The sequence below is a fragment of the Cupriavidus sp. 01L46 genome, assembly GCF_056399905.1.
Genome location: NZ_JBFTSF010000398.1, coordinates 1 through 4,828, shown reverse-complemented (window position 1 = coordinate 4,828; position 4,828 = coordinate 1). Strand labels below are relative to the sequence as shown.

General features: G+C 64.7%; 5 protein-coding genes. All 5 read right to left on the bottom strand.

Annotated elements, in window-relative coordinates:
• Positions 1-24 precede the first annotated feature (24 nt).
• The gene (locus tag AC1DS3_RS35260) at positions 25-210 is read right to left on the bottom strand and encodes a hypothetical protein (RefSeq protein WP_477129009.1); all 186 of its coding nucleotides are present in this window, start codon (positions 208-210) and stop codon (positions 25-27) included.
• 250 nt (positions 211-460) lie between these two features.
• Positions 461-1,789: a CsgG/HfaB family protein gene (locus tag AC1DS3_RS35255; RefSeq protein ID WP_441631493.1), complete on the bottom strand. Its 1,329-nt coding sequence runs from the start codon at positions 1,787-1,789 to the stop codon at positions 461-463.
• Positions 1,790-1,826: 37 nt separating this feature from the next.
• Positions 1,827-2,501, bottom strand: coding sequence for a hypothetical protein (locus AC1DS3_RS35250; protein ID WP_441631495.1), 675 nt, complete (start codon positions 2,499-2,501; stop codon positions 1,827-1,829).
• 80 nt (positions 2,502-2,581) lie between these two features.
• Entirely contained in the window at positions 2,582-3,655 is a 1,074-nt protein-coding gene (locus AC1DS3_RS35245; protein ID WP_441631497.1) for a hypothetical protein, read from the bottom strand.
• Entirely contained in the window at positions 3,646-4,806 is a 1,161-nt protein-coding gene (locus tag AC1DS3_RS35240; RefSeq protein WP_477129008.1) for a hypothetical protein, read from the bottom strand. Before AC1DS3_RS35240 ends, AC1DS3_RS35245 begins: the two co-directional genes overlap by 10 nt.
• Positions 4,807-4,828 lie beyond the last annotated feature (22 nt).

The window sequence follows — 4,828 nt, the reverse complement described above, 5'->3', positions numbered from 1 at the left end:
GCTTTGTCACCTTGCCGTTATGCGCTAGGCGAAATCGCCCGGCGGGTCGTCCGGGATGGTCCACTTGATCGGCTTTTCTTCAGTGGCCGGTGGCGGCTTCTGCGATCGCGAAGGGGGTTGGGRCGCAATCTGAGACAGGAGTTGAGCGGACGATACATTGACGGTTTCCTCATCGCCGTCTTCTGACCAATACCTGAGCGTCACTGACATGTTCCTCTCCGGTAAGTGACTCAAAGAACCCCAGCTGCAAGTCGCGCAGGAGGGGGCCAACTCTTACCTTAGAACCATCTGGCGTACTTGCTTGTCGTCAATGGCGATGGCGATGGCGATGGCGATGGCATACGCAGGCGGCGCCCGGAATGGACAAAGCCGCACGCCAGGACGGCGTGCGGCTTTGTCGTGCGAGCCGTCTTTCAGACCGGCTGGCGCCAAGGCTTCAACAGATCACCCGATCACCCGATCACCAGTTCGCGTCGCTCTTGGGCGGCCCCAGGGACTCTTCCTTGCGCGGTGCTGCCTTTTTCTTGGGCTTGGTATCAGCCGCCGGCGGCGCAGGCGGAATCTCCGCGCGCAGCTGCAGGGAGCCAGCTGGAATATCGTCGAGCTTTACCTTGACGTCTTCCAGATGCCCATACGACAAGGAGGGCGTGACCCGGTCCACCACCACGGTGCAGCACTCCTGCTCGGTACGTCCGAGCGAGCGGCCGGTCTGCGGATCGCGCAGCTCGTTGCCCAGCATGACGACCTGATAGGCCGTGCCGCTGCTCACCGACTGGCCACCCTGGCTCAGGACCACGTTGTGGCCATCGCGGGAGGCCACGCTGACGGGGTAGAGGCGCACCAGGATATCGGCTACCACCTTGGAGACGACGGCGCCTTCCATGGCGTCCACGCGCTCGCCTGCCGCGCGTCCGGCGTCGCCCTTGGCGGTATTGCTRAACAGGACTTCGCTGGTGGTCACGTTGACGAACTTCTGCGAGACCGACCAGTGCCCTGGCACGCCGGCCTCGCCATCTGCATTGGCGCGGCGTCCCGGCTCGAACGCATTGACGCGGCCAAACCAGATCAGGTCCGCGCCGAGTCCCTGGCCGAGCTTGGCGAACTGGTCCGCCGAGGTCTGGCCATTCGAGATGCGATCCATTTCGTCACCGAGCTCCGGTGCCACATCGCGCTCCAGCACGGTGAAGCGTCCGCTCTGCGTCAGCGCGTCCATAATGCGCTGGCGCAGCTCGGCGGCGATGCGCACGGTGTCGCCGCCGGCGCGGCTGTCCACGCGCAGCGGGGCGATGGCGATGCGCAGCTTGCCCTGGTCCGCCGGCGCCTTGTACTTGGCCACATTGGCTTCGATGGTGGCCTTGATCATGCGCTCGGTCAGGCCGGGCTCGCTGATCTCGATCACCTTGAAGTTGCTGATGGCGCCACGGCTGCTCTGGCTCACCAGCTCCGCGAAGCCGGCCGAGCTCAGCGTGAGCGGATCGCGTCCCACGGCCAGGCCCAGCACCGACTTGAACTGCGTCGACGACTGCTCGATGGTCATGCCATTGACCTGCATGACGGCCTGGCGCAGTGCCTGGTCGATAGCTTCGGCCGGCGTATGGCCAAGCCCGGTGGTGGTGACCCGCACCTTTTCGACCTGGCCCACGTCGGGTGCGCCACTGCCGCTTGCCACCGGCGCAGAAGCGCCCGCGGATGCGGCGGCCGGTGGCGGCTCCGCGTCACGGCCTTTGCAGCCTGCCACCGACACCGTCAATGCGAGGCCGCAGACGGCCAGCGCACGATGCCATTTCATGGGGAGTGTTCCGCTCTGGTTCACGATGGCAACAGGCTTAGAACTTGGCCGAGAGTGCCGCGGTGGCATCCTTCGGCACGGGGATTTCGTTGCTCTTCGCGTATGCGGTGGCAGCCTGCAGCGTGCTGCCCAGGCGGGTCACGTGGCCCGGTGCTTCGCTAGCGATGTAGGTGCCCGTCGACAGCTTGTTGGTCAGCGTCAGCTTTTCCATCACCGATGCGCTGGTGAGTTGCGACTGTGCGGCATCCTTGAAGGCGATCAGGCTGGGACGCAGGCCCACATAGCGYAGCACGCCCAGGCCAAGGTGCTTCATGCCTTCGACGTACGATTGCTTGCCGGCGGCATCGATCTTGGTGTTCGAGTCTTTCAGCTTGGCTTCGATGGCGGCCGAGGCTTCGCTCTGCAGCTTGTCGGAGTCCTCCAGGTTGCCCTTGGTAGCGCCGTCGGTCAGCGCGTCAGCGGTCGCCTTTGCCTTGGCCGACAGTTCCTTCAGGCCAACCGCGTCCGCCAGGTGGGACTGGGCCACCAGCACTTCGCGGCCGGCAGCCACGTAGGCCTTGGACAACTGATCTTGCGCGCCGCTTGCATCGGCGGTGGCGCCGCTGCTGGACGAGGACGAACCACCCGTCAGGCTGCCCAGCGAAGGCAGGGCGTGGGCCTGGCCAGCGGCCAGCAGGGACAGTGCAGCGATCGAGATGACTTTCTTCAACATGTTTGTTCTCCAGGGAAAGCAAAGGGGTAGGGAGGCCGGCCGTACGGTACCGTGACGCGCTTGCGCCGGCCTGGGAGCAATTAGCGGACCTTGGCGTTGTTCAGTTGCGCCGCCAACTCACGTGCTGCCGAATCGGCCGCGCGCTTGAGCGCGTTGGTCTGTGCCACGCTGGCGTCCGGGCCGGTGCCGGCGTACTGGACCGGGCCGACCGACGACACCGTGCGCGGGAAACGCGTGGTCACGTCAAGCAGCTTGGCCGTTACCGTCACGTACACGCGGGTCAGGCCGGTGACCGGGTCGCTGTCCTGCATGCCGATGTCGAGCGTGCCGAGCGCCAGGTAAGGGACCTGGGCGGTCTGCAGGCCCAGCACGGCCTCTCGCATGGTGGCGGGCTGCAGGTCGTTGCCGCTCTTGTAGTCGTTTTCCAGCGCGCTGATGCGCAGGTGGCCACCCGAGGAGGGCTCGACATAGGCGGCTTCCACCACCTGGAAGCCCGACTGCGCGAACACGCCGGTGAACACCGAGTTCAGGTTGCCCGACGGCACCAGGCGCCAGCTCACGTCATCCGCTTTGCGGGTGCGGCTGCCGCCGGTTTCGACGGAGACAGAGGCATTGGCCGAATAGCTGTTGCGGGTCGACTTCTCGTTGACGTTTTCCTTCATGTCCGCGCGCTTGTAGACGCGCGTATCGAAGGACTTGACGGAGTCCTGCTGGCGCGCCACGAACAGGAAGGTCAGCGGGGATTTCTGCGCGTCCGAGGCCGTTGCCACAGCCGCGCCGCCCTTGACCGCGTTGCGCAGCTTGGCGACGTTGATGTCGACGCGGACCACCACCGAATACTGGCTGGCGTCCTTCTTGTCTTCCTCGCTGATGATGGTCGCGCCCAGCACGAACTTGTCGAGGTTGGCCGCGACCTTGTCGCGGATGCTGTCGAAATTCTCGGCTTGCGACTCACCGCTCTCGGCGTAGTAGCGCTCGATGGCGTTGACCTGCGCAGTCTTGAAGGCGCGGTCCTTGTCCTCGGCGCTGGCCTTGCTCGAGAACACCGAACTGTCGTACTTCACGTTTGCCATGCCCTTGGATGACACCACTTGTGCCGACGCCAGGCTGCACGCGAACAAAAACAGCCAACAGAGCTGACGGATTACTTGCATGACTTGACCACTCCTCTTGTGACATCTACTTGTTTACCAACGTTGTCGCCCGACGATGCCGCAGCCAGCCAGTCGCTGTCCTGGCCGCCCAGCGAACTGGACAGCTTGGTGAACAGGCCTCGCAGGGAATCCGCGTAAGCCGGGAAATCGTCGATCTCTGACTGCGTGACGGGGACGGCTTTCACTTCGCCGTTCTTGAAATCTGCATCGAGGTACTGCTTGCCGGACATCGGCTCGCCCAGCTTGACGTGGCTGTACACCGCATAGATGTAGCTGGTGCCGGCCGCAGAGCTGCCGTACTCGACCCGCTTGAAGCCCTTCAGGTCCACCTGGATGGTGTAGTCGGGCTCAGGCAGCTTGAGGTTGAAGACCTCGCCGTCGGCGAAGCGCATCGCCATCGCATTGCCAATGGCATAGCCCTTGGTGAACGGCAGGATCGGTACGCCAGCCTTATCCAGCAGGGCTTCGCCGAACATGTCGGCGAGCCAGCCTTCGGCCACGCCGGATCCCGTCTTCAGGCCTTCGGGCAACTGGGCCAGCGCTTCAGGCGCCACGTTGACTTGCGATACCTGCAGGTAGCGGGTGCCCGACGACGGCAGCTTCGCGCCCGACAGGACCTGAGCGTAGCGATCGAACAGGCCCGGCTTGTCGCCGCCGAGCAGCAGGCGCTTGACGCGGTCGCGCTTCTCACGCTCGCTGGGCTGATGGTCGAGCACGTCGAGGTAGGTCACATTGATCGGATAGGCGCGCAGCACCGTCATGGCCTTGAAGTCGAACACCAGGGCCTGGCCACGCACGTTGGCCAGCACTTTGTACAGGCGGCCGAAGCGCTCGGACGAGATGGTCTCGCTGGTCACCACCAGTGCGGTGGCGAGAGCCTGGTCGCTATGCTTCAGGCTGGCCATGCCGTCGCTGGACAGCGTGAAATTGGCGGGCGGGCGCGCGGCCAGAGACCGGCTGATGGCCTTGTTCGGCGCGCTGCCGGAGGCGGTCAGCTCGGCCTCGACCTGTCGCGTAACCGGGAAGCGGGCCGCGATCTGCTGAGCGTCGCCGGCATAGGCAAAGCCGGCAAAGGCGACGCTGTCGGCAGCGGCTGCCTGGGTAGCCGCGAGGGCAGTAAACAGCAAAACGACAAGTCGGTAAGCTTGCATGGGCAGAGTCAAAAATGAAAGG